This is a genomic window from Pseudomonas fluorescens, assembly GCF_005938625.1.
Lineage (GTDB): Bacteria > Pseudomonadota > Gammaproteobacteria > Pseudomonadales > Pseudomonadaceae > Aquipseudomonas > Aquipseudomonas fluorescens_BD.
This window is the reverse complement of sequence record NZ_VCNJ01000019.1, coordinates 1-23,093: the sequence shown is the minus strand read 5'-3', so window position 1 is coordinate 23,093 and position 23,093 is coordinate 1. Positions and strand designations below refer to the sequence as shown.

At 60.2% G+C, this 23,093-nt stretch carries 21 protein-coding genes; 10 read left to right on the top strand and 11 right to left on the bottom strand.

Translation table 11 applies throughout. The features are described 5' to 3' along the window. Positions 1-14: 14 nt before the first annotated feature. Positions 15-2,960: an HD domain-containing phosphohydrolase gene (locus FGA82_RS13020; RefSeq protein ID WP_141127375.1), complete on the top strand. Its 2,946-nt coding sequence runs from the start codon at positions 15-17 to the stop codon at positions 2,958-2,960. Here FGA82_RS13020 and FGA82_RS13015 read toward each other — a convergent pair whose 3' ends face one another. Together FGA82_RS13015 and FGA82_RS13010 are read right to left on the bottom strand one after the other, a co-directional pair. Next, positions 2,961-3,443 (bottom strand): GAF domain-containing protein, encoded by a 483-nt coding sequence (locus tag FGA82_RS13015; protein ID WP_141127374.1) that lies wholly within the window; start codon positions 3,441-3,443, stop codon positions 2,961-2,963. After that, the gene (locus FGA82_RS13010; protein WP_141127373.1) at positions 3,440-4,330 is read right to left on the bottom strand and encodes an ATP-binding protein; all 891 of its coding nucleotides are present in this window, start codon (positions 4,328-4,330) and stop codon (positions 3,440-3,442) included. The genes FGA82_RS13015 and FGA82_RS13010 overlap by 4 nt, the downstream gene beginning before the upstream one ends. 167 nt (positions 4,331-4,497) lie before the next feature. Here FGA82_RS13010 and FGA82_RS13005 point away from each other — a divergent pair, with 167 nt between their 5' ends. After that, complete coding sequence (locus tag FGA82_RS13005; RefSeq protein WP_141127372.1) at positions 4,498-6,819, top strand: hybrid sensor histidine kinase/response regulator; 2,322 nt, start codon at positions 4,498-4,500, stop codon at positions 6,817-6,819. On the opposite strand, the gene FGA82_RS13000 is transcribed toward FGA82_RS13005, so the two are convergent. The 3 genes from FGA82_RS13000 to msrB all read right to left on the bottom strand — a co-directional run bounded on the left by FGA82_RS13000 (position 6,803) and on the right by msrB (position 8,251). Beyond that, the gene (locus FGA82_RS13000; protein WP_141127370.1) at positions 6,803-7,264 is read right to left on the bottom strand and encodes a MarR family winged helix-turn-helix transcriptional regulator; all 462 of its coding nucleotides are present in this window, start codon (positions 7,262-7,264) and stop codon (positions 6,803-6,805) included. The genes FGA82_RS13005 and FGA82_RS13000 overlap by 17 nt on opposite strands. Continuing rightward, positions 7,261-7,746: a glutathione peroxidase gene (locus tag FGA82_RS12995; RefSeq protein ID WP_034155230.1), complete on the bottom strand. Its 486-nt coding sequence runs from the start codon at positions 7,744-7,746 to the stop codon at positions 7,261-7,263. Before FGA82_RS12995 ends, FGA82_RS13000 begins: the two co-directional genes overlap by 4 nt. Positions 7,747-7,855: 109 nt before the next feature. After that, on the bottom strand, positions 7,856-8,251 hold the full coding sequence (gene msrB, locus FGA82_RS12990; protein ID WP_141127368.1) for a peptide-methionine (R)-S-oxide reductase MsrB: 396 nt from the start codon (positions 8,249-8,251) through the stop codon (positions 7,856-7,858). 224 nt (positions 8,252-8,475) lie between these two features. Here msrB and FGA82_RS12985 point away from each other — a divergent pair, with 224 nt between their 5' ends. Together FGA82_RS12985 and htpX are read left to right on the top strand one after the other, a co-directional pair. After that, positions 8,476-9,687, top strand: coding sequence for a pyridoxal phosphate-dependent aminotransferase (locus tag FGA82_RS12985; RefSeq protein ID WP_007908620.1), 1,212 nt, complete (start codon positions 8,476-8,478; stop codon positions 9,685-9,687). 303 nt (positions 9,688-9,990) lie between these two features. Then, positions 9,991-10,878 (top strand): protease HtpX, encoded by an 888-nt coding sequence (gene htpX / locus FGA82_RS12980; protein ID WP_007908619.1) that lies wholly within the window; start codon positions 9,991-9,993, stop codon positions 10,876-10,878. 198 nt (positions 10,879-11,076) lie between these two features. On the opposite strand, the gene FGA82_RS12975 is transcribed toward htpX, so the two are convergent. Next, on the bottom strand, positions 11,077-11,724 hold the full coding sequence (locus FGA82_RS12975) for a thiopurine S-methyltransferase (protein WP_141127367.1): 648 nt from the start codon (positions 11,722-11,724) through the stop codon (positions 11,077-11,079). Between the two features lie 103 nt (positions 11,725-11,827). On the opposite strand from FGA82_RS12975, the gene FGA82_RS12970 reads away from it, so the two are divergent. After that, a complete protein-coding gene (locus tag FGA82_RS12970) occupies positions 11,828-12,595 on the top strand; it encodes a DODA-type extradiol aromatic ring-opening family dioxygenase (RefSeq protein WP_141127365.1) in 768 nt (255 codons plus the stop codon). A 159-nt stretch (positions 12,596-12,754) separates the two neighbouring features. On the opposite strand, the gene FGA82_RS12965 is transcribed toward FGA82_RS12970, so the two are convergent. Beyond that, positions 12,755-14,428: a DEAD/DEAH box helicase gene (locus tag FGA82_RS12965; protein ID WP_008088238.1), complete on the bottom strand. Its 1,674-nt coding sequence runs from the start codon at positions 14,426-14,428 to the stop codon at positions 12,755-12,757. A 423-nt stretch (positions 14,429-14,851) separates the two neighbouring features. On the opposite strand from FGA82_RS12965, the gene FGA82_RS12955 reads away from it, so the two are divergent. Then, complete coding sequence (locus tag FGA82_RS12955) at positions 14,852-15,643, top strand: crotonase/enoyl-CoA hydratase family protein (RefSeq protein WP_141127363.1); 792 nt, start codon at positions 14,852-14,854, stop codon at positions 15,641-15,643. Between the two features lie 132 nt (positions 15,644-15,775). Here the strand turns inward: FGA82_RS12955 and FGA82_RS12950 are convergent, their stop codons facing one another. Further along, positions 15,776-16,531, bottom strand: a complete 756-nt coding sequence (locus FGA82_RS12950; RefSeq protein ID WP_141127361.1) for a spermidine synthase — start codon at positions 16,529-16,531, stop codon at positions 15,776-15,778. 153 nt (positions 16,532-16,684) lie between these two features. Between FGA82_RS12950 and FGA82_RS12945 the strand changes: the two genes are divergently transcribed. After that, positions 16,685-18,031 (top strand): class II 3-deoxy-7-phosphoheptulonate synthase, encoded by a 1,347-nt coding sequence (locus tag FGA82_RS12945; protein WP_141127359.1) that lies wholly within the window; start codon positions 16,685-16,687, stop codon positions 18,029-18,031. Positions 18,032-18,129: 98 nt separating this feature from the next. On the opposite strand, the gene FGA82_RS12940 is transcribed toward FGA82_RS12945, so the two are convergent. Together FGA82_RS12940 and FGA82_RS12935 are read right to left on the bottom strand one after the other, a co-directional pair. Continuing rightward, a complete protein-coding gene (locus FGA82_RS12940; RefSeq protein WP_141127358.1) occupies positions 18,130-19,356 on the bottom strand; it encodes a winged helix-turn-helix domain-containing protein in 1,227 nt (408 codons plus the stop codon). A gap of 80 nt (positions 19,357-19,436) precedes the next feature. Continuing rightward, on the bottom strand, positions 19,437-19,658 hold the full coding sequence (locus FGA82_RS12935; protein ID WP_007908607.1) for a DUF1127 domain-containing protein: 222 nt from the start codon (positions 19,656-19,658) through the stop codon (positions 19,437-19,439). A gap of 96 nt (positions 19,659-19,754) precedes the next feature. On the opposite strand from FGA82_RS12935, the gene FGA82_RS12930 reads away from it, so the two are divergent. Next, positions 19,755-20,609: a LysR substrate-binding domain-containing protein gene (locus FGA82_RS12930; protein WP_171057278.1), complete on the top strand. Its 855-nt coding sequence runs from the start codon at positions 19,755-19,757 to the stop codon at positions 20,607-20,609. Here FGA82_RS12930 and FGA82_RS12925 read toward each other — a convergent pair. Beyond that, on the bottom strand, positions 20,599-21,348 hold the full coding sequence (locus FGA82_RS12925; RefSeq protein ID WP_171057275.1) for a sulfite exporter TauE/SafE family protein: 750 nt from the start codon (positions 21,346-21,348) through the stop codon (positions 20,599-20,601). The genes FGA82_RS12930 and FGA82_RS12925 overlap by 11 nt on opposite strands. A gap of 110 nt (positions 21,349-21,458) precedes the next feature. On the opposite strand from FGA82_RS12925, the gene FGA82_RS12920 reads away from it, so the two are divergent. Continuing rightward, on the top strand, positions 21,459-22,415 hold the full coding sequence (locus tag FGA82_RS12920) for a LysR family transcriptional regulator (protein ID WP_141127355.1): 957 nt from the start codon (positions 21,459-21,461) through the stop codon (positions 22,413-22,415). Positions 22,416-22,487: 72 nt separating this feature from the next. Continuing rightward, a complete protein-coding gene (locus FGA82_RS12915) occupies positions 22,488-22,943 on the top strand; it encodes a MarR family winged helix-turn-helix transcriptional regulator (RefSeq protein WP_171057277.1) in 456 nt (151 codons plus the stop codon). Positions 22,944-23,093: the final 150 nt, after the last annotated feature.

Genomic DNA, 23,093 nt, shown 5'->3' with positions numbered 1-23,093 from the left:
ATGGAGAGCCAGAAATGCCCAGCCCACTGCGCCCGGAGCAACGCCGGTTTCCGCTGCATGTGCACATCAGCGTCATGTTCACCTTTCTGTTGCTGCTCACCGGGGTCGTGCTGGGGCTGTTCAATTACCATCAGACGACACAGATTATCCTCTCGGGCAGCGAAAAGCTGTTCGAGCGGATCGAGCAGGACGTGCGGCTGGACATGTCTGCCACCTATCAGCCGATCCGCCACCTGCTGAGTTTGCTGGCGGATGACCCTGCCACTCAGGCTGCGCGCCTTGAACAACGCTTGCCCTTGCTCCGACCGTTCAGCCAGTCGCTCAGCGACAATCCCAATCTGGCGTCGCTATATCTGGGTTATGCCAATGGCGATTTCTTCATGGTGCGCCCACTACGCAGTGCTGCGCTGAAGACGCTGCTCAAGGCCCCTGAAGCGGCGGCTTATCAGATCTGGAGTATCGAACATGACCCACAGGGCGCGGTGCACTCGCAATCGCTGTTTTTCGATCAGGCACTGACGCCAATCAGCCGTCAGGACAACCCCGATGACCGCTACGATCCGCGTAGCCGCGCGTGGTTCAACGATGCTCGCCAGCAAAACCAACAAATCACCACCGAACCCTACGTGTTTTTCTCCACGCGCAATGTCGGCACGACGCTGGCCCGCCGCAGCGGCGAGAACGCCGTGATCGGCGCTGACCTGACGCTGGTCGCCCTGTCGGCTGCGCTGAGCAAACATGTTGTCACACCCGCCACCGAGATTGCCCTGTTCGATGCCGACGGCAACGCCGTGGCCTATCCCGACAGCGAGCGCCTGATCGTCGACAGTAGCAGTGCGCATCTGGCCAAAGCGGCGGATCTGAGTCCGGGCTTGCATGCGCTGTTGTCCGGAGCAGCCAAGGGCAATCGCCTGGAAGCCGATGGTCGTCAGTGGATCGTCGCCCGCAGCAGCATTCAGGAGGGCGGCCCGAAAGGTTTGCAGTTGGCGCTGCTGGTGCCGGAAGACGAGTTATTGATCGATGCCTACCGTTTACGCTGGCAAGGCGCGCTGATCACCCTCGCGACCCTGCTGTTGTGCCTGCCGCTGGGCTGGGTGATTTCGCGGATACTGGTCAAGCCCCTGCATGCGCTGGTCAAGGAAGCGGACGCGATCCGCAGTTTCGATTTCAATTTTCCGCTGGCCCGGCGCTCGCCAGTGCTTGAAGTCGATCAGTTGAGTGTGTCGATGGCGCGGATGAAGGACACCCTGTCGAGCTTCTTCCGGATCACCGACACCCTCGGCGCCGAAACCCGCTTCGCCCCGCTGCTGCAACGGGTGCTGTTCGAAACAGTGCAGATCGCCCAGGCGCAGGCAGGGCTGATCTATCTGCGTGAAAGCGACAGCAGTCGCATGGAGCCTTACGGGCTGGTGATCGATGGCACTTCCCAGGCCTTGGAAGCGTTCGACATTCAGGGCCACGACCTGCAACAGAACAAAGGGCCGGCGTGGTTCGAACAATTGGTCAGCGCCAACAACGTGGTCAGCAACTTCGGCGTCGATCAGGCCGGGGATCTGCAGAAGGTTCTGCTGGCGATGCAATCGCCACGCATCCATCTCATCGGTATCCGCCTGCACAATCGCCACGACGAAACCATCGGTCTGCTGATTCTGCTGGTGAACGACAGCGGCGCCGCCGCCGACCTGGAGAAACTTCGCCCCGACCGTATCGCTTTCCTCCAGGCTGTGTCCGGCGCTGCGGCGGTGAGCATCGAGAGTCAGCGCCTGCAAGCCCGCCAGAAACAACTGCTCGATGCTTTCATTCAATTACTCGCCGGCGCCATCGACGCCAAAAGCCCTTACACCGGCGGGCATTGTCAGCGTGTGCCAGAGCTGACGCTGATGCTCGCCCAGGCTGCGGCAGCCAGTCAGGCGCCCGCCTTCCGCGCCTACCAGCCGAACGAGGATGAATGGGAAGCCTTGCACATTGCCGCGTGGCTACACGATTGCGGCAAGGTCACGACGCCGGAATACGTGGTCGACAAAGCCACCAAACTGGAAACCATCAACGACCGTATTCATGAAATCCGCACCCGTTTCGAAGTGCTCAAGCGTGATGCCTGGATCAGTTACTGGCAGGCGCGGGCCTTGGGCGGCGACGAGGGTGCACTGGCCGAGCTGCGCGACGCTACGCTGACCGCGCTGGACGATGATTTTGCGTTTGTCGCCCGCTGCAATCTGGGCAGTGAAGCGATGGCCGAAGCAGATCTGCAACGCCTCGATGATCTGGCCCGGCGCACCTGGCTGCGCACCCTTGATGATCGACTGGGTGTGTCATGGGAGGAAAATCGGCGTCAGTCGCGCACGCCGGCACCGGGTTTACCGGTCAGTGAAAAGCTTCTGGCAGACAAGCCTGAGCATTTGCTCGAACGGGACCCGAACGAGTTGATCCCCGAAGACAATCCGTGGGGCTTCAAACTGGATGTGCCGCACTACAAATACAATCGCGGCGAGCTGTACAACCTGAGTATCAGTCGTGGCACCCTGACCCGCGAAGAGCGCTATGTGATCAATCATCACATGGTGCAGACGATCATGATGCTCAGCCACCTGCCCTTCCCCGGCCACCTCGACAGCATTGCCGAAATCGCCGGCGGTCACCATGAAAAAATGGACGGCACCGGTTACCCGAAACGCCTGAAGCGTGAGGACATGAGCCTGCCGGCGCGGATGATGGCGATTGCCGATATCTTTGAGGCGCTGACTGCAGCCGACCGCCCGTACAAGAAAGCCAAAACCTTGAATGAAGCGTTGGCCATCATGGCGACCATGTCCCGCGAGGCGCACATCGATGCACAACTGTTTGGCTTGTTCATCAATGAGGGCGTGTACATGCAGTACGCCGTGCGCTTTCTCGATCCAGAGCAGATCGACAGCGTGGATCCGGCCAGCCTGTTGCACAAGGCTGGCCTCACCGCGTGATCAGCAGTCGGTCAGACGCAGGAAAATCGCCGCCAGTTGCTCGATACCGGCCTGATCCTGCGCACCGAAACGCGACAGTTTCGGGCTGTCGAGGTCGAGTACACCGATCAGACGACCCTCCTTGACCAGCGGCACGACCAGCTCACTGTTCGAAGCGCTGTCGCAGGCGATATGCCCCGGGAACGCGTGCACGTCTTCAACGCGCTGGGTTTGCCGAGTCGCTGCCGCCGCGCCACACACGCCACGGCCGAACGGAATGCGCACGCAGGCGATCTGCCCCTGGAACGGACCGAGCACCAGTTCTTCATTGCGATTGAGGTAAAAACCCGCCCAGTTCAAGTCATCGAGCTGGTTGAACAGAAACGCCGAAAACTGCGCGGCGTTGGCGATGAAATCGCGCTCGTCCGCCAGCAGCGATTCCAGCTGTGCGGCCAACATGCCATAGCCTTCGAGGCCCTGGCCGCTTTGTTGCAAATCAATCATGCCTTGTGCTCCAACAATTTCAGTCCCACCCAGTAACGGGCGAATTGGTACGCGCAACGTCCGTTGCGATTACCGCGGCCGGTGGCCCAACGCACGGCAAGGATGTCCAGTTCTTCGTCGCGCTGCCAGCTCAGGCCGGCCTTGGCTGACAACTGGCCGATCCAGTGCTCGACGACGTTGAGGAAGTGCTCTTGGGTAAACGGGTAGAACGACAGCCACAGACCGAAACGGTCCGACAGCGCGATCTTGTCTTCAACGGCTTCGCTGGGATGCAGTTCGCCGTCGACGCGTTTCCAGTTTTCGTTGTCGCTTTCTTTCTCCGGCACCAGGTGGCGACGGTTAGAAGTGGCGTACAGCAAGACGTTGTCCGGGGCCTGTTCAAGCGAGCCGTCGAGCACGCTTTTGAGCACGCGGTAATCGCCCTCACCGGATTCGAACGACAAGTCATCGCAAAACAGCACGAAACGTTGTGGCAGTTTGCCGATCTGCTCGACCACTCGTGGCAGATCCGCCAGATGGTCGCGCTCGATCTCGATCAGGCGCAGGCCTGCGGCGGCGTGTTCCGCCAGCAAGGCCCGCACCAGCGACGACTTGCCGGTACCGCGCGAGCCCCAGAGCAATGCATGGTTGGCTGGCATGCCATCGAGAAATTGCTGGGTGTTACGCCCCAGTTGTTCGAGCTGACGGTCGACACCGATCAGGTCGGACAGGCGCATGTCGAGGCTGACTTCCAGCGGCAACAGATAGCCGCTGCGCCCGTCGCGCTGCCAACGCGCCGCCAGACAAGTGCCCCAGTCGATCACCGGCCGTGGTGCCGGCAACAACGGTTCGATCCGCGCCAGAACCGACTCGGCGCGTTCAAGAAAAGCATTCAATCGGGAATCCACGTCTTCTCCTCGGGCACGTTCACAGTGATGATGGCGATTGCTGCGACGACACACAGATAAAATTCACCCTACCAAGCCTTGTTACAAGGCGATTCGGGAACCTCGGTATCCATACATGATCGACTATGCTTGAGCAGCGAAGGGAAACGGAAGTGGTTCAACACCCCATGGATATCAAATTCACCCACCGGCTGTCTTACAAGCAAGCCAGGCTTACTGTGCTGGTCGGGTTCATTCTGGGCACGCTGCTCAGCCTGCTGCAAATCGGCATCGATTATGCCAGTGAAGACGCCTCCATCAACCGTGAAATCCTGTCTTTGCTGGAAATCAGCCATAACCCGGCCTCACGGATCGCCTACAACATCGACGCCGAACTGGCACAGGAACTGACCCTGGGCCTGTTGCGCTCACCGGCAATCATCTCTGCGCAACTGATCGACAACAACAGCACGGTGCTGGCCAGCGTCAAACGCCCGGAACTGCAAAGCGGTTATCGGGTGATCAGCGACTTCCTGTTTGGCGCCAAGCGCCAGTTCGAGGATCGTCTGTATCTGGATCATCTGCCCAACGAATCGCTCGGGGTGTTGAGCCTGGAGGTCGACACCTATGCCTTCGGCAGCCGCTTTCTGCGCCGGGCCGAGGTCACCTTGCTCAATGGTTTCGCCCGCAGCCTGATTCTCACCGGCATCCTGTTGGCGCTGTTCTACGTGATGCTGACCAAACCGTTGGTACGGGTGATCCGCGAACTCAGCGGGCGCGACCCGCGCAGTGCCGAACCGACCACACTGGAGTGCCCGTCCGGCCACGGTAACGATGAAATCGGCGTGCTGGTCAAAGTCGCCAACCAGCAATTCGAGAACATTGCCACCGAGATCCAGCAGCGGCGCAACGCCGAAAACCGCCTTACCGACTACCTCGGGCAACTGGAAAACATCGTTTCGGCGCGCACCGCCGAACTCAAGGCAATCAACGCGCGGCTCAGCCAGTCCAATCAGGAACTCGAAGTCGCCCGCAGCACCGCTCTGGAAATGGCCGAGGCCCGCTCGGCATTCCTTGCCAACATGAGCCATGAAATCCGCACGCCGCTCAACGGCCTGCTGGGGATGATCGCACTGTCACTCGACGGCCCGTTGAACGCCGAACAACAGCAACAGCTGTCGATCGCCCACGATTCGGGCAAGGTGCTGGTCGAGTTGCTCAACGATATCCTCGACCTGTCGAAATTCGATGCCGGGCAACTGGAGCTCGAGCACATCCCTTTCGATCTTGGCTCGTTGATCGAAGACACCGCCAACCTGCTGTCGCAGAATGCCGCGCCGAGCGTCGAGCTGACCTGCCTGATCGATCCGCACTTCCCGGCACTGGTGCTGGGCGATCCGACCCGGGTCCGGCAGATCGTCAGCAACCTGCTGTCCAACGCGCTGAAATTCACCCGCTTCGGCCGGGTGGATGTGCGCTTGTCGACCTACAGGGATGGCGTGCGCATCGAGGTCTGCGACACCGGCATCGGTATCGCCCAGGACGCACAGCTGAAAATCTTCCAGCCGTTCACTCAAGCGGGTGCCGGCATCACTCGACAGTACGGCGGCACCGGGCTGGGACTGGCGCTGACGTATAACCTTTGCGAAGCGATGCAGGGGCGCCTGACCATCAGTTCCGAGACCGGGTTTGGCAGTCAGTTCTGTGCCGAGTTGCCACTGCCCTGTCATACCCGCGCGCTGGCACCTGCGCCGCTGCACGGGAAAATCCTCGCCATCACCGCCGCCAGCAGTGGCTTGGCGGAGCTGCTTCAAAGCCTGCTACCGGTGTGGGGACTTACATACGAGCAACGCACCATCGATGACTCACTGCTGGGCCTGACCCCAGATGTGGTGATCACCGATTGCCCTGAGTGCCTGTTCGGCCTGCGCCCGACGCTCGTTGCGCCGATTTTGCTGGTGACCGCCTACGGCAGCTTTCTGCCGAGCGAAGAAGCAGCTGCGCTCGCCCCTCTGCAACAACAGGCACGACCGTTGGCGCGTAACGCGCTCTACCAGAACCTGCGGCGCACCCTGCAACCGGACGTCGTTGCCATTAACGACGCGCAGCTCGAAACCGCTCCCTCGATACGGCGTGGGCGGGTGCTGCTGGTCGAGGACAACCCGGTCAATCAACTGGTGGCCAAAGGCATGCTCGGCAAACTGGGCTGCGAGGTCATCGTCGCCGCCCATGGTGCCGAAGCGCTGGATCAACTGGAATATCACGAATTCGATCTGGTGCTGATGGACTGCAACATGCCGGTCATGGACGGTTACGAAGCCAGCCGGCAGATTCGCCAGAGCGGGCGCTGGCCGCATCTGCCGATCGTTGCCCTGACCGCCAACGCCATGTCCGAAGAACGCGAACGCTGCCGCGCCGCCGGCATGAGCGACTATCTGGCCAAGCCGTTCCGCCGTGAGGAACTGGCGGCACTGCTCGATCAATGGATCCCGACTACGACAGCGCTCTGATCTGCCCCAACAAGTGATCGAGGCCGTCACGCAAGTCGTTGAGGCGATCCAGATCCACCCCGCTGTCGCACAGCAACCGGGCCTTGAGCGGCCCGACCTGCTCGCGCAAGGCTTGCCCTGCGGGCGTCAGGCTCAGATGGACTTCCCGCTCGTCGCGCGTCGAACGCTGGCGCTGCACCCATTGCAACTGCTCCAGACGCTTGAGCAACGGCGTCAGCGTGCCCGAGTCCAGCGCCAGGCGTTCGCCCAAGGCCTTGACGGTCGGTTGCTCCGGCGCGGCGTCCTGCCATTCCCACAACACCAGCATCGCCAGATATTGCGGATACGTCAGGCCGAGCTGATCGAGCATCGGTTTGTAGGCGCGAATCACCGCCCGGGACGCCGCGTACAATTTGAAGCACAACTGGCTGTCGAGCTTCAGCGAATCAACCGGCAAGCTGTTCATTTGAGCAGGGCTTCGATCTCGCGGCTCAGATCCTGCGGCTTGGTGGCCGGGGCGAAGCGCTTGACCAACTGGCCGTCCTTGCCGATGAGGAACTTGGTGAAGTTCCACTTGATGCCTTGCGAACCGAGTACGCCCGGGGCGCGTTTCTTCAACTGCACGAACAATGGATGAGCGCCGGCGCCGTTGACTTCGATCTTCTTGAACAGCGGGAAGCTGACGCCGAAGTTCAGCTCGCAGAACTCGCTGATTGCGCCTTCGTTACCCGGTTCCTGCTTGCCGAACTGATTGCACGGAAAGCCCAGCACGACCAAGCCTTGATCCTTGTAGGTCTGCCACAGTTCTTCGAGGCCTTTGTATTGCGGGGTGAAGCCGCACTTGCTCGCGGTGTTGACCACCAGAACCGCTTTGCCGGCGAAATCAGCCAGGGTCTTTTGCTCACCTTTGATCGTGGTGCAAGGAATGTTCAGCAGGTTGTCGCTCATGGCACTGGGCTCCGCAGACAGTCAGGAAAGGCCAAACATAGCGAGCAATTAAATTGCGTGCAATTTAATTATCGAATAACAAGGCGACCCGAAGGTCGCCTTCAATCGTTTATGCGCGCGGCTCGAGGTTCAGGCACACCGAGTTTATGCAATAACGCAGGCCGGTCGGCGGCGGGCCGTCGGGGAATACGTGGCCCAGATGCGCATCACAGCACGCGCACTTCACTTCCGTGCGAATCATGCCGTGAGTGGTATCACGGATTTCGGTCATGGCGCTTTCGCCGATCGGCGCGTAGAAGCTCGGCCAGCCGCAGCCGGAATCGAATTTGGTCTTGGAGTCGAACAGCGCTTCGTTGCAGCAAACACAGTGGTAGACACCGTCGGTCTTGGTGTCGTTATATTTGCCGGAGAACGGCCGCTCGGTCGCACTCAGACGACAAACGTTGTATTGCTCGGGGTCGAGCATCGCCCGCCATTCTTCCAGGGTTTTTTCCAACTTTTCCATCATCACACCTCAGCGGCTGAAAAAGCCCGATCTGTACCTTTTCCACGGATCGGGCGGCACGTATGATTGCGCCTCGTCACGCACCAGTCTGGCAGCCAGACCGGGCGCATTCAAACGGATTATGGGAGCCACGGCTCAAGACGTCCGCCTGCGTGAAGACGCAGGAATCCCAGTACGGTTGTCCACCCGCCGCCTGGATCGTTCATTTTCGGGATCACATCGCCATGCAGTTCAGCAAATCGAACAAGCTCGCCAACGTCTGCTATGACATTCGCGGCCCGGTGCTCAAGCACGCCAAACGACTGGAAGAGGAAGGCCAGCGCATCCTCAAGCTGAATATCGGCAACCCGGCGCCGTTTGGTTTCGAAGCGCCGGACGAAATCCTCCAGGATGTGATCCGCAACCTGCCGACCGCGCAAGGCTACAGTGACTCCAAAGGCCTGTTCAGCGCGCGCAAAGCGGTGATGCAGTACTACCAGCAGAAGAATGTTGAAGGTGTCGGCATCGAAGACATCTATCTGGGCAACGGCGTGTCCGAGCTGATCGTGATGTCGCTGCAAGCGCTGCTCAACAACGGCGACGAAGTGCTGGTGCCAGCCCCGGACTATCCGCTGTGGACCGCCGCCGTCAGCCTCGCCGGTGGCAATGCCGTGCATTACCTGTGCGACGAGGGCGCCGACTGGTTCCCGGATCTGGCCGACATCAAGGCCAAGATCACCCCGAACACCAAAGCCATGGTGATCATCAACCCGAACAACCCGACCGGCGCGGTGTATTCGAAGGAAGTGTTGCTGGGCATGCTGGAAATCGCCCGCGCGCACAACCTGGTGGTGTTCTCCGACGAGATCTACGACAAGATTCTGTATGACGATGCCGTGCACATTTGCACCGCGTCGCTGGCTCCGGACCTGCTGTGCCTGACCTTCAACGGCCTGTCGAAGTCCTACCGCGTAGCGGGTTTCCGCTCCGGCTGGATCGCCATCTCCGGGCCGAAACACAACGCCCAGAGCTACATCGAAGGCATCGACATGCTGGCCAACATGCGCCTGTGCGCCAACGTGCCGAGCCAGCATGCAATCCAGACCGCGCTCGGCGGCTACCAGAGCATCAATGATCTGGTGCTGCCGCAGGGTCGCCTGCTGGAGCAGCGTAACCGCACCTGGGAATTGCTCAACGACATTCCGGGCGTGAGCTGCGTCAAGCCGATGGGCGCACTGTATGCGTTCCCGAAAATCGACCCGAAGGTCTGCCCGATCCACAACGACGAAAAATTCGTCCTCGACCTGCTGCTCTCCGAGAAGCTGCTGGTGGTGCAAGGCACGGCGTTCAACTGGCCGTGGCCGGATCACTTCCGCGTCGTCACCCTGCCGCGCGTCGACGATCTGGAAATGGCCATCGGCCGTATCGGCAACTTCCTCAAGTCCTACCGCCAGTAACTGGCCAGCAGTGCGCAACGGCGAAACGTTGCGCACTGTCTGATTCAGCAACACTTCTGCGTTCCGCGTCTGCACACGCCTTCTACACTTGCGATTCATACCGCTTACCAGCGCCCAAGGTAATGGCGACGGGTCGCGGCTGGCCGTCATCCCTATCGTTATCTGTCGTGGGAAATGTGCCGAGCACCGAAGAATCCGCTGCAGGACACAGTTTGAAATAGTCACTCAGTTGAATAGCCCGGTGCGGCACCTTATATACCCCGCAGTACGCTACATCTTTAGCTTGAGGAGATTTCTACAACCATGATGCGCATCCTGCTGTTTTTGGCCACTAACCTGGCGGTCGTGCTGATAGCCAGCATCACCCTGAGCCTGTTCGGCTTCAACGGGTTCATGGCGGCCAACGGGGTTGATCTCGACCTTAGTCAGCTGCTGGTTTTCTGTGCGGTCTTTGGTTTCGCCGGCTCGCTGTTTTCGCTATTCATCTCCAAGTGGATGGCGAAAATGAGCACCGGTACCCAGATCATCAGCCAGCCACGTACCCGGCATGAGCAATGGCTGCTGCAAACCGTCGAGCAACTGTCCCGCGAAGCCGGGATCAAGATGCCCGAAGTCGGTATTTTCCCGGCCTATGAAGCGAACGCGTTCGCCACCGGCTGGAACAAGAACGACGCGCTGGTCGCGGTCAGCCAAGGCCTGCTCGAGCGTTTCTCGCCCGATGAAGTGAAAGCCGTACTGGCCCACGAAATCGGTCACGTTGCCAATGGCGACATGGTCACCCTGGCGCTGATCCAGGGCGTGGTGAACACCTTCGTAATGTTCTTTGCGCGGATCATCGGCAACTTCGTCGACAAAGTGATCTTCAAGAACGAAGAAGGCCAGGGCATCGCCTACTACGTGGCGACCATCTTCGCCGAACTGGTACTGGGCATTCTCGCCAGTGCGATCGTCATGTGGTTCTCGCGCAAGCGCGAATTCCGTGCCGACGAAGCCGGCGCCCGTCTGGCCGGCACCAGCGCAATGATCGGTGCACTGCAACGCCTGCGCGCCGAGCAGGGCCTGCCGGTGCACATGCCGGACACCCTGAACGCCTTTGGCATCAACGGTGGCATCAAACAGGGCTTTGCCCGCATGTTCATGAGCCACCCGCCGCTGGAAGAGCGTATCGACGCGCTGCGTCGTCGCGGTTGATCCAACCGGTAACAATGCAAAGGCCCGCAGTGATGCGGGCCTTTTTTATACCTCTGGATTATGCGGCGACAGTGCCGGCCCTTTCGCGAGCAAGCTCGCTCCCACAGAGATAGTTGGTGCTTATGTAATCTGCGCAACAGCACAAATCACTGTGGGAGCGAGCTTGCTCGCGAAGAGGCCCGTAAGGGCGCCAACAAACTATCGGGAAGAAACGCGGTAAGCCCGCTCCTCCAGCCGCGTCACGCCTGCCTGCAGGAACTTCCAGCTCTCAGCCAGCACATCCTGCGCCTCCAGCACTTGCACCTGCCAGGCATCCCCCAGCAACCGCTGCACCTCATCATCCCCCACCGCAAACGGCGGCCCCGGCATCTGCGCCTGATCGTAATCCAGCGTGATCAGCAACCCTTGTACACCTTGCGGGAGAATCCGCTGAAGATGCGCCGCATAACGCTCACGCATCGGCGCTGGCAAGGCAATCAGCGCGGCGCGGTCGTACAACGCTGTGCAATCGGTCACATCGCTCGCCGTCAGCGCGAAGAAGTCCCCGCACCACAACTCGATGGCATCGCTGCGATAGACCTTGAATGCGCCTCTCTCGCTGATCTGTGGCTGTACCTGATGCTCACTGAAAAAGTCTTCGATAGCCTTTCCCGACAGTTCAATCCCGAGCACCCTGTGACCGCGCCCTGCCAGCCACGCCAGATCCAGACTTTTCCCACACAAAGGCACAAGCACCCGCGCCGATGCCGGGGCCGCCCAGTGCCGCTGCAGATACGGGTTCACCTCGGGCAGATGAAAACCAATCTGCCCCGAAGCCCACTTCTTGTGCCAAAACTCAGGTTGCATGCATCACTCCCAATAATTCGATCAAAAAGCGTTAAAACTTATATTAGATTTAGATCAATGATCTGAATGAAGATGAGGCCATCTTAACGCTCAGGAACCCATCATGTTTCCCAGCCTGTTTATTTCCCATGGTTCGCCCATGCTGGCGCTGGAACCAGGCGCCAGTGGCCCGGCGCTGGCGCGTCTGGCCGCCGAACTACCGAAGCCCAAAGCCATCGTGATTGTTTCTGCGCATTGGGAAAGCCACGAGTTGCTGGTCAGCAGCAATACGCAACCGGAAACCTGGCACGACTTCGGCGGCTTTCCGCGTGCGTTGTTTGAAGTGCAGTACCCGGCGCCGGGCAATCCGCAACTGGCTGCCCAAGTGGCTGATTTGCTGACTGCCAATAACCTGCCTGCCCGCCTCGATCCGCAACGTCCTTTCGATCATGGGGTTTGGGTGCCGTTGTCGCTGATGTACCCACAGGCGGATATTCCAGTGGTGCAGGTATCGCTGCCGAGTCGCGCTGGCCCGGCGCTGCAAACCCGGGTCGGCCGCGCGCTGGCGAGTCTGCGTGATCAAGACATTTTGCTGATCGGCTCTGGCAGCATCACCCACAACCTGCGTGAACTCGACTGGCACGCCGGCCCGGAAAGTGTCGAGCCATGGGCGCGGGATTTCCGTGACTGGGTGATCGAGAAGTTGGCGGCCGACGATGAGGCGGCGCTGCATGATTATCGCCAGCAGGCGCCGCATGCGGTGCGCAGCCATCCGAGCGATGAGCATTTGTTGCCGTTGTATTTTGCCCGGGGCGCGGGGGGAGAGTTCAGCGTGGCGCACAAGGGTTTCACGATGGGTGCGTTAGGGATGGACATCTATCGCTTCGGTTAAAAGCAAAAGATCGCAGCCTTCGGCAGCTCCTACATTTGGAATGCGTTCCCTCTGCAGGAGCTGCCGAAGGCTGCGATCTTTTGATCTTTCAGGCAGGCAAAAAAAATCCCCGAACCAGTCGGGGATTTTTTATGCTCGATCAATCAGCCCAAAGGCGGATCAATCTTCGCGGTAGCGACGCAGTTTCAGCTGCTTACCGGCAACGCGAGTGTCCTTCAGTTTGGTCAGGAGTTTGTCCAGACCATCTTCCGGCAGCTCGACGAGGCTGAAGCTGTCACGCACCTGGATGCGACCGATCGCTTCACGGGCCAGACCGCCTTCGTTGAGGATGGCGCCCAGCAGGTTCTTGGCAGCGATACCGTCACGCGCACCCAGCGCGGTACGGCAACGAGCACGGCCTTCGCCCAAAGGCATTGGCGCGCGACGCTCGCGGTCACCACGATCAGGACGATCACCGGTGCGCTCAGGACGGTCGCCACGCGGTGCGTTGTTCGGCACCAGTGGACGTTCCTTCTCGATAGCAGCCAGGTTCAGCGCTTGACCGTTGGTGGCTTTGCGCAGCAGCGCAGCAGCCAGAGCACGCGGAGTGCAGCCGATGTCTGCAGTCAGACGATCCAGCAGCTCACCGTGAGTCGATTCGGCATCAGCGACCAGCGGCGACAGGCTGTTGGTCAGTTTCTTGATGCGCGCATCGAGAACAGCTTGAGCGTCCGGCAGGCGTACTTCGGCAACTTTCTGACCGGTTACACGCTCGATCACTTGCAGCATGCGGCGCTCACGTGGAGTCACCAGCAACAGTGCACGACCTTCGCGACCGGCACGGCCAGTACGGCCGATACGGTGAACGTAGGACTCTGGGTCGTACGGCATGTCAACGTTGAACACGTGAGTGATGCGCGGAACGTCCAGACCACGGGCAGCAACGTCGGTCGCAACAACGATGTCCAGACGGCCATCTTTCAGCGAGTCGATGACGCGCTCACGCTGGTTCTGGGCGATGTCACCGTTCAGCGCCGCGGCTTTGTAGCCTTTGGCGTCGAGGGCGCTGGCCAGATCCAGGGTCGCTTGCTTGGTGCGCACGAACATGATCAGCGCGTCGAAATCTTCCACTTCCAGCAAGCTGAGAACGGCCGAAGTCTTCTGGTCAGCGTGAACCAACAGGTGAGCCTGTTCGATCGCGGTAACGGTCTGGGTCTTGGTCTGGATCTTCACGTGTTGCGGATCGCGCAGATGGCGTTCGGCAATGGCGCGGATCGACTGCGGCAGGGTAGCCGAGAACAAAACGGTCTGACGGGTCGCTGGCAGAGCCTTGAAGATGACTTCCAGGTCATCCATGAAGCCCAGCTTCAACATTTCGTCAGCTTCGTCGAGAACCAGGTGGTTCACGGTCGACAGCACTTTTTCGTCACGACGCAGGTGGTCGCACAGACGGCCCGGAGTGGCGACAACGATCTGTGCGCCATTACGGATTGCTTTCAGTTGCGGGCCCATCGGCGCGCCGCCGTAAACGGCCACAACGGTAACGCCCGGCATTTGCTTGGCGTAGGTTTCGAAAGCGGTTGCTACTTGCAGCGCCAACTCACGAGTTGGCGCCAGGATCAGGGCTTGCGGTTCGCGCTTGGCAGGATCGATGCGGTGCAGGATAGGCAGTGCGAACGCGGCGGTTTTACCGGTACCGGTTTGCGCCTGGCCAATCATGTCCTGGCCGGCCATGATGATCGGGATCGATTGCTGCTGAATCGCCGAAGGCTCTTCGTAGCCGGTCGCTGCGACGGCTGCAAGAATATTCGGGTTAAGATTAAAAGCGGCGAATCCGCCGGTTTCCTGGGTCATGGGTCTGCCTCTAAGTGCATCCGCAAAGACCCATGCTCCAAAGCTGCGCATGCCGTGTTGAGACTCAAGAGTCGCCCTGGCAGCTTTGTCGGCGGGGATTTGCGAAAACGAATGAATGAAAAAAAGAATCGTCCGGGAAGAGCCCGCAATGCGGACGTGCAGCCGAAGCTGACTTCGGGAAATTGCGCTACCTAAACGCGGCCCGGTTAAAGGCCGGCGCGCACTATACCGGATTTTGCCAAAAAAGGGAGCTTTTTTTATTGCCAAAATACCTGTGTCACCGCTGTGTAACGGGGTTTTGCGGATAATCGCGCCAAGGTCTATTTTTCAAAGGCCCGGCCCTGCGGGCGATGACGCTTAAACGATTCATCGACATGCGGCATTCCGTCGCCGCACCCGCCCTTCCTGCCCGAGGATTTCGCCATGAATCAGCCCTGCCCCGGCGGCGTCAGCCGTGAACGCCGTGGTCACGTCCACCTGATCGGCCTTGATCGAGCGGCCAAGCGCAATGCATTCGACCTCAACCTGCTGAATGACCTGAGCCTGGCCTATGGCGAGTTCGAGGCGGACAGTGAAGCGCGGGTGGCGATAGTGTTCGGCCACGGCGAACACTTTACCGCCGGTCTGGATCTGGTCAATGCCAGCTCCGCCCTCGCCCAAGGCTGGCAGGTTCCGACCGGCGGCTGCGATCCGTGGGGTGTTTTCGTCGGACCACGGGTGAGCAAACCGGTGATTGTCGCCGCGCAAGGTTATTGCCTGACCATTGGCATCGAGTTGATGCTGGCCGCCGACATTAACCTGTGCGCGAGCAATACCCGCTTTGCACAAATGGAAGTGCAGCGTGGGATTTTTCCTTTTGGTGGCGCGACTTTACGTTTTCATCAAGTCGCCGGATGGGGCAATGCCATGCGCTGGTTGCTGACCGGGGATGAGTTTGATGCGCACGATGCCTTGCATCTGGGGTTGGTGCAGGAAGTCATGGCCAGTGAAGACCTGTTGCCGAGGGCGATTGAGTTGGCTGAGCGGATTGCCCGGCAGGCGCCGTTGGGCGTGCAGGCCACGTTGATGTCGGCGCGGCAGGCGCGGTATGAGGGTGAGACGGCGGCGGCGCAAGGGTTGCCGGCGCTGGTGAAGAAGTTGTTGGCCAGTGAGGATGCCAAGGAGGGGGTCAGGTCGTTGGTGGAGCGGCGGCCTGGAGTCTTCAGGGGGATCTGAAAATTATGGCGTCTGTCGTGGCGCCATCGCTGGCAAGCCAGCTCCCACATTGACCGAGTCGTTCACACATTTTGCGTACGGCGCGAACCCTGTGGGAGCTGGCTTGCCAGCGATGGGGCCAGCACCGACGCCTCAGGTGGCCGGGCGAATACTGTTGATCAACGACTGCAACGAGTACCCCAACCGCGGCGCCAGCGCTTCAGCCCGGGCCGTCAGCGCCTGCATGTCCAGCACCTGATCGAGATCCGCCGGCACAATCAGAATCACGTTGCCCTCCTTCACCGGCAATTCCCAATAGTGCCGGTGATAGAGCCCGCGCAACAACGCCGCGCCCAACGGCTTGCCATCATCGGTGGCCCACTGATTGATCACCAGCCAACCGCCCGGATTCAGCCGTTTCTGACAGTCACCGAGGAAACTCCACGCCAGATGGCCGACACCCGGGCCGACATCGGTATACAGGTCGACGAAAATCAGATCCGCCGGTTCAGCGCTCGGCAGCAACTCCAGCGCATCGCCGACGCGAATGTACAGCCGTGGATCATCGTCCAGCCCAAGGTATTCGATGGCCAGACGCGGCACATCCGGACGCAGTTCAATGGCTTCGACATCGTCCAGCGGCAGGAACTTGAGACAGGCCTGCGTCAGCGTGCCGGCACCCAGCCCAAGAAACAGCGCACTCTCCGGTTGCTCATGGCACAACGCACCGATCAGCATCGCCCGGGTGTAATCGTATTCGAGCCAGCTCGGATCAGCCGTGAACACGCAGCTCTGCTCAATCGCATCGCCGAACTCGAGAAAGCGGTAATCAGCCACTTCCAGCACGCGAATCACGCCGAACTCATCCTGTACTTCGGCGAGCAGATGCTCGACGCGCTCCTCAGTCATTTCGTCTCCTGATGGTCACCGGGCGCGGTGACGCGATGGCACCGCTGTGGCGCCGTGGCAAAGCGGCGATTGTCGGTGATGGGGCGGGAGCAGGTCACGCACTAATTGCTGCTACCATGGGCTTCCCGTGCGTAGAACCAATTAGAGACCGTGATGAGCCAACCGTGGAGCCCTGACAGCTGGCGCGCCCTGCCGATCCAGCAACAACCGCAATACCCCGACGCCGCGCACCTGCGCCAGGTCGAGCAAACCCTGGCCAGTTACCCGCCACTGGTGTTTGCCGGCGAAGCGCGTGAGCTGCGCCGGCAGTTTGCCGAGGTCACTCAGGGCCGGGCATTCCTGTTGCAGGGCGGCGATTGCGCCGAAAGCTTTGCCGAGTTCTCGGCAGCGAAGATTCGCGACACGTTCAAAGTGTTGCTGCAAATGGCGATCGTCATGACCTTCGCCGCCGGTTGCCCGGTGGTCAAGATCGGGCGCATGGCCGGTCAGTTCGCCAAACCGCGCTCGGCCAATGACGAGACCATCGACGGCGTGACGCTGCCGGCTTATCGCGGCGACATCGTCAACGGCATCGGCTTCGACGAAAAGAGCCGCGTGCCGGATCCGGAACGTCTGCTGCAGTCCTATCACCAGTCCACCGCAACACTGAACCTGCTGCGGGCGTTCGCTCAGGGCGGCTTTGCCGATCTGCATCAGGTGCACAAGTGGAATCTCGATTTCATCGCCAACTCGGCGCTGGCCGAGAAGTACAGCCACCTCGCCGACCGCATCGATGAAACCCTGGCCTTCATGCGCGCCTGCGGCATGGACAGCTCGCCACAACTGCGCGAAACCAGTTTCTTCACCGCCCACGAAGCGTTGCTGCTCAATTACGAAGAAGCCTTCGTGCGCCGCGACAGCCTGACCAACGATTACTACGATTGCTCGGCGCACATGCTGTGGATCGGCGACCGCACCCGTCAGCTCGACGGCGCGCATGTCGAATTCCTGCGCGGGGTGAACAACCCGATCGGCGTCAAGGTCGGCCCAAGCATGAACCCCGACGACCTGATCCGCCTGATCGATGTGCTCAACCCGGACAACGATCCGGGCCGTCTGAACCTGATTGCGCGGATGGGCGCCAACAAGGTCGGTGATCACCTGCCAGCGCTGATCCGCGCGGTGCAGCGTGAAGGCAAGCAGGTGCTGTGGAGTTCCGATCCGATGCACGGCAACACCATCAAGGCCAGCAGCGGCTACAAGACCCGCGACTTTGCGCAGATCCTCGGTGAAGTTAAACAGTTCTTCCAGGTGCACGAAGCCGAAGGCAGCTACGCCGGCGGCATTCATATCGAGATGACCGGGCAGAATGTCACCGAGTGCATCGGTGGCGCGCGGCCGATTACCGAAGATGGCTTGTCGGACCGCTATCACACGCACTGTGATCCACGGATGAATGCCGATCAGTCGCTGGAGTTGGCGTTTTTGATTGCCGAAACCCTCAAACAGGTTCGCCGCTAGACCGCGTCGCCACTTTCGCGAGCAAGCTCGCTCCCACACTGGACCTGTGTCGTACACACAACCCATGTGGGAGCGAGCTTGCTCGCGAAGAGACCGGCTCAGACACCGCCAATCTCTGCCAATGCCACCCGCAACCGCGCCGCACTCTCGCGCTGACAATTCACCTGCATCCGCGCAAGCCCCAGCCAATCCGCCATCTGCCGCAAGTTCAGCGCCAGCGCCAACATCCCATCATCATCCAGGCCCTTTTCCTCTTCGTGCACCGCATGCACCGCCAACTGCCCCGCCGCCCGCTCGGCGCGCAAATCGACCCGCGCAGCAATCCGCTCGTTGTGCAAAAACGGCAACACGTAATAGCCGTAAACCCGCTTGTCCTGCGGCGTATAAATCTCCAGTCGATAGCGAAAGTCGAACAAGCGCTCAGTCCGGCTGCGTTCCCAGATCAACGAATCAAACGGCGATAACAACGCACTGGCCAACACCTTGCGTGGGACTTTCGGCTCCGGCAGGCAATAAGCGATCTGGCGCCAACCGGCGACTTCGCACATCTGCAGTTGCTTGGCCTCGACCAACTCCGCCAGACGCGGACGCGCATCCGCCGGATTCAGACGAAAGTAATCGCGCAAGTCTTTTTCAGTACCGACGCCCAAGGCCTGCGTCGCGTGCAGCAACAGACCACGCTGTGCCTCGGCCTCATCAGGCAACGCCTGTTGCAGAATCGAAGATGGAATCACCCGCTCCGGCAAATCATACAAACGCTCAAAACCACGCCGCCCCGCCACCGTCACTTCACCGGCCGCAAACAACCACTCCAGCGCATGCTTTTCCGCGCTCCAGTCCCACCACGGTCCGGCCTTGTCTTCGCGAGTCGACAGGCTGCCGGCACCCAACGCGCCCTGCTCTTCAACCGAACTCAACACCCGGCGAACCACGTCCTGCTGCTCGCGACCGAATTTCGCCAGTTGCTGATAGATATCTTCGCCGCGCCTGGCTCGCTGCATCCGCCAAGCCATCAACGGATACATCGACAGCGGTAGCAATGACGCTTCATGTCCCCAGTATTCAAACAGCGTACGACGTCGCCCCGAACTCCAGGCAGCCTGGTCGAGCAAGTCGGAAGAATAGGAACCGAGACGGGAAAACAGCGGCAGGTAGTGCGAGCGCACCACGGCGTTGACGGAGTCGATTTGCAGCACGCCCAGCCGTTCGATCAGCCGGTTGACGTGAGCGGCTTTGACAGTCGGCGGCTGGCGCCCGTTGAACCCTTGGGCTGCCAGCGCCAGTCGTCGCGCCTGTTTGAGGGAAAAGGCCAGAGTCGCGGGCATGAACATCTCCTTGTCTGCTCGCAACCTACCTCACTTGAAGTTGGTTTGTGTAGCGCTCTGCTGATCATTTATGCAGCGGGTCATTTATGCATCGGGTCATCCCAGAACGGCCGCACGGCTTCGTGTTCAACGTCGGCACGACTGACCCCGATGTCTTTCAACGCTTCGTCGCTCAGACTGGCGAGCAACTCGCGTTCACGGTGCAGTTCGTACCAGCGGCTAAACTTGTGCAGCAGGTCGGAAACGATATGGCCGTGGCCGGAAAATTTTGATTCGTCTACGTACTCTCTTTGACCTTTCATCGTGTTGCCTCCTTTGTGGATGGCTCAAGTCTCGCGCCGGCGCTAAGATCAATCCAACGAATGTTTCTGATGGCATGCATCACGGAGATTCATCAATTGTCGGCCTACCCCAGTATCGATACCGATGTTCTGCGCACCTTTGTCGCCATTGCTGATCAGGGTGGGTTCACCCGCGCCGGCGAAATGGTCAACCGCACGCAATCAGCGGTGAGCATGCAGATGAAGCGTCTGGAAGAAGACGTGTTGCAGCGTCAGTTGTTCGAGCGCGATGGGCGCCAAGTGCGACTGACCGCTGAAGGCCAGGTGCTGCTCGGTTACGCGCGGCGCATCCTCAAGCTGCACAGTGAAGTGTTCAACACCTTGCGCGAGCCGCACATGGTCGGCACGGTGCGCATCGGTACGCCGGACGATTACGTGATGCGTTTTCTGCCGGGGATTCTGTCGCGGTTTGCGCAGTTCTATCCGTTGATCCAGATCGAAGTGCACTGCGAGTCGACCAAACAACTGTTGCAGCGCACTGACCTGGACCTGTCGATCGTTACCCGCGAACCGGGCAACGAGATCGGCCAGTTGCTGCGCAAGGAGCGTTTCGTCTGGGCCGAAGCGCAAAACTTCAGCGCCCACGAACAAACGCCGTTGCCCTTGGCGATGTTCAACAGTGATTGTTTCTGCCGCTTGTGGGCGTGCAATGCGCTGGATGCGATGGGCCGCGAATACCGCATCGCTTACAACAGCACCAGCCTGTCGGCGCTGATGGCGGTGGTGAGCGCAGGTCTGGCGATCACCGCGCAACTGGAAAGCCTGATCACCCCGGACATGCGCATCCTTGGCGCCGCCGAAGATCTGCCGCTGTTGCCCGAAGCCAGCATCATGCTGATCCGCAATTTGAACAATCCGTCGCCGATCACCGAGTGCCTGGCCGAGCACATCGTCGAAGGTTTTAAACCTTAAACGCGAGCATCACCGCACACAGCACCAGGAAACCGCAGAACAGCCCACGCAGGAGTTTTTCCGGCATGGCGTGGGCGACTTTGACTCCCCAACTGATGCTGGCCAGACCACCGATGGCCAGCGGCAGGCCGATCATCCAGTCCACTTCGTGGTGCGCCGCATAAGTCACCAGGGTCACGCCGGTGCTTGGCAAGGCCAGCGCCAGCGACAAGCCTTGAGCAACCACTTGCGTGGTGCCGAACAGGCTGGTCAGCACCGGCGTTGCCACCACCGCGCCGCCGACACCGAATAAACCGCCCATGGTCCCGGACGCCGCGCCAAGCACGCCAAGCCACGGCCAGGAATAGCGCATTTCGGAAGTCGCACCGGGTTGCTTGCCGAACATCTTCAGCAGGTTGTACGCCGACAGCGCCACCAGGAACGCGACAAAGCCGATGCGCATGGTTTGCGCATCGATACCCACCGCCCAGATCGAACCGATCCACGCAAAGCAGAAGCCCATCACCGCCAAGGGCAACGCGTGCCGCAGTTCGATGCGATTGCGCTGGTGATAACGCCACAGCGCCAGCATCACGTTCGGTACCACCATGACCAGCGCCGTGCCTTGGGCGATTTGCTGATCGAGACCAAACCACACGCCGAGCAACGGAATGGCGATCAAGCCGCCGCCGATGCCGAAGATGCCGCCAAGTGTGCCAAGGGCAGCGCCAAACAACAGGTACAACAAAAACTCCATCACAGCTGAGTTCCTCCTACGTCAGGCGATTAATCCTACGCAGTCATGGCTGGCGGGGAAACGCACAGCAACGCACAATGGCTATGCCGATTCCGCACAAGCGTTGAGCCGATATGAATCCCAATCAATTGACCGATCAACTCGGGCTGTTTCTCGATGTGTTGGAAAGCGGCAGCTTTTCAGCCGCCTCGCGCCGTCATCCGCTGACACCCTCGGCCGTCGCCCGGCGGATCGACAGCCTGGAAAGCGCCGTCGGCAGCCAGTTATTTGTTCGCAGCACCCATGCCGTACGCGCAACGCCAGCCGGTCTGGCGTTTGCCGAACGTGCGCGACGGATCGTTGCCGAATTGCAACTGGCCCGGGCCGAAGCCGTATCGCTGAGCAGTGCACCAGAAGGCCTGATCCGCATCGATGCACCCGCAGCGTTTGGACGACGGCATCTGGCGCCGGTGATTGCTGACTTTCTCGTCCTCTACCCGGGGCTCGATGTGCAACTGCATCTGATCGACAGTTTCGTCGACATGGGCGGCTCAAACCTGGGCAAGGTTGATCTGGTGCTGCGTGCCGGACAGATGGCAGATACCCGGCTGGTGGCCACGCCCTTAGCGAGTATGGTGCGCATTGCTTGCGCCAGTCCTGACTATCTCAAACGCCGGGGCGTGCCCGGCAGTCCGGCGCAACTCGGTGAGCATGATGGTCTGGATTGGGAGGGCCTTGCCCCACCCTTCGCTTGGCGTTTCGAACAGGACGGGCAGATGCAATTGCACCGCCCGGCGCGCATCCGCATGAGCGCCAACAATGCCGAAGCGCTGGTGTGTGGCGCCCTCGCCGGGTTGGGCATCGCGCATCTGCCGACGTGGCTGGCCAGCGAATATTTGTTGCGCGGTGAATTGCTGCCGCTGTTCTGCGAAAGCGGTCTACCGAAGCCGGAGTCCACCGGCATCTACGCGCTGCGCATGGAGCAACAAACCAACTCGCGCAGCCGCCTGCTTCTGGAATACCTCAAGACCCGCTTCAGTCCTGTACCGCCCTGGGATCTGGCGTTGCAGCGAGATCTGGGACGGCACTAACGCCGGAAAATTATCTGGCGCATTAAAGATTCGAGCGCTAGATTCATGACCATCACCGAACAAGGCTTTGACATGACTTCCGAACGCGACACCTGCGACGACCTGCTGCTGGATAATCAGGCCTGCTTCGCCCTGCACTCCACCTCATTGATGATGACCAAGGTCTACAAGCCGCTGCTGCAAGCCTTGAACCTGACCTATCCGCAGTACCTGGCGATGATGGTGCTGTGGGAGAAGGATGGCTTGACCGTCGGAGAAATCAGCACGCGCCTGTTGACCGATCCCGGCTCGCTGACACCGCTGCTCAAACGACTGGAAGGCGAAGGCTTGCTCAGCCGCACACGCAGTCGTGAGGATGAGCGGGTGGTGATTGTCGAGCTGACCGAGCAAGGCCGAGTGTTGAAAGAAAAAGCCCAGACCGTTCCACAATGTATCCTTGGCGCCAGCGGTTTTTCTCTGGAACGCCTGCAAAACCTGCAAGCGGAGTTGCAGGCGCTGCGTAGCCATCTGCAAGAGAGCCTTATCTAAGGCCCACCAATCCCTGTAGGAGTGAGCCTGCTCGCGATAGCGGTGGTTCAGTCAACTCGAAGTCGACTGAACCACCGCTATCGCGAGCAGGTTCACTCCTACATATGATCTTGTCGTCTGAAGAATATTTTTCAACGCCTGATCTCCCCG

Coding starts and splice junctions, on each gene's coding strand:
- FGA82_RS13020 (WP_141127375.1), top strand. CDS start 15: ATGCCCAGCCCACTGCGCCCGGAGCAACGCCGGTTTCCGCTGCATGTG.
- FGA82_RS13015 (WP_141127374.1), bottom strand. CDS start 3,443: ATGATTGATTTGCAACAAAGCGGCCAGGGCCTCGAAGGCTATGGCATG.
- FGA82_RS13005 (WP_141127372.1), top strand. CDS start 4,498: ATGGATATCAAATTCACCCACCGGCTGTCTTACAAGCAAGCCAGGCTT.
- FGA82_RS13000 (WP_141127370.1), bottom strand. CDS start 7,264: ATGAACAGCTTGCCGGTTGATTCGCTGAAGCTCGACAGCCAGTTGTGC.
- FGA82_RS12995 (WP_034155230.1), bottom strand. CDS start 7,746: ATGAGCGACAACCTGCTGAACATTCCTTGCACCACGATCAAAGGTGAG.
- msrB (WP_141127368.1), bottom strand. CDS start 8,251: ATGGAAAAGTTGGAAAAAACCCTGGAAGAATGGCGGGCGATGCTCGAC.
- FGA82_RS12985 (WP_007908620.1), top strand. CDS start 8,476: ATGCAGTTCAGCAAATCGAACAAGCTCGCCAACGTCTGCTATGACATT.
- htpX (WP_007908619.1), top strand. CDS start 9,991: ATGATGCGCATCCTGCTGTTTTTGGCCACTAACCTGGCGGTCGTGCTG.
- FGA82_RS12975 (WP_141127367.1), bottom strand. CDS start 11,724: ATGCAACCTGAGTTTTGGCACAAGAAGTGGGCTTCGGGGCAGATTGGT.
- FGA82_RS12970 (WP_141127365.1), top strand. CDS start 11,828: ATGTTTCCCAGCCTGTTTATTTCCCATGGTTCGCCCATGCTGGCGCTG.
- FGA82_RS12965 (WP_008088238.1), bottom strand. CDS start 14,428: ATGACCCAGGAAACCGGCGGATTCGCCGCTTTTAATCTTAACCCGAAT.
- FGA82_RS12955 (WP_141127363.1), top strand. CDS start 14,852: ATGAATCAGCCCTGCCCCGGCGGCGTCAGCCGTGAACGCCGTGGTCAC.
- FGA82_RS12950 (WP_141127361.1), bottom strand. CDS start 16,531: ATGACTGAGGAGCGCGTCGAGCATCTGCTCGCCGAAGTACAGGATGAG.
- FGA82_RS12945 (WP_141127359.1), top strand. CDS start 16,685: ATGAGCCAACCGTGGAGCCCTGACAGCTGGCGCGCCCTGCCGATCCAG.
- FGA82_RS12940 (WP_141127358.1), bottom strand. CDS start 19,356: ATGCCCGCGACTCTGGCCTTTTCCCTCAAACAGGCGCGACGACTGGCG.
- FGA82_RS12935 (WP_007908607.1), bottom strand. CDS start 19,658: ATGAAAGGTCAAAGAGAGTACGTAGACGAATCAAAATTTTCCGGCCAC.
- FGA82_RS12920 (WP_141127355.1), top strand. CDS start 21,459: ATGAATCCCAATCAATTGACCGATCAACTCGGGCTGTTTCTCGATGTG.
- FGA82_RS12915 (WP_171057277.1), top strand. CDS start 22,488: ATGACTTCCGAACGCGACACCTGCGACGACCTGCTGCTGGATAATCAG.